Annotated in this window: 1 protein-coding gene; it reads right to left on the bottom strand. The window is 61.1% G+C overall.

What is annotated here, in order from left to right; all coding sequences use genetic code 11:
* Window positions 1-61 precede the first annotated feature (61 nt).
* Window positions 62-288 (bottom strand): DUF1934 family protein (locus P0G09_RS20535; protein ID WP_275253607.1); only part of this gene is annotated, 227 nt, incomplete at its 5' end.

Here is a 288-nt window from a genome sequence, read left to right as displayed (position 1 = left end):
AAGACATCCCACTTTGGGGGAGGTGGCATCGCGCAAGCGATGACGGAGAGGTTGAGGATGTTCAGTTGATGTGCTCGACCTGGATCTCAAGCGTTGTCCGAATGATGAGCGCTGTGGGGTCATCGGCATCCAGCAGATAGCTGAACTTTGCCGTGCCGCCCGCAGGCTCCGAGAGGTCGCACGCGACGCCGTCGCCGGTCACGCCCAGCGTAATGGGGCCGACCTCGGTCTCGTAGTAGCAGATGTTCCGGTACTCCCGCTGGATGACCAGCTGGGTGTTGACCTTGC

The sequence above is a fragment of the Faecalibacterium sp. DFI.5.82 genome, from assembly GCF_029076575.1.
GTDB classification, from domain to species: Bacteria; Bacillota; Clostridia; order Oscillospirales; family Ruminococcaceae; genus Faecalibacterium; species Faecalibacterium duncaniae.
The sequence above is the reverse complement of the archived record's forward strand: the minus strand, read 5'-3'. Positions and strand labels throughout refer to the sequence as shown.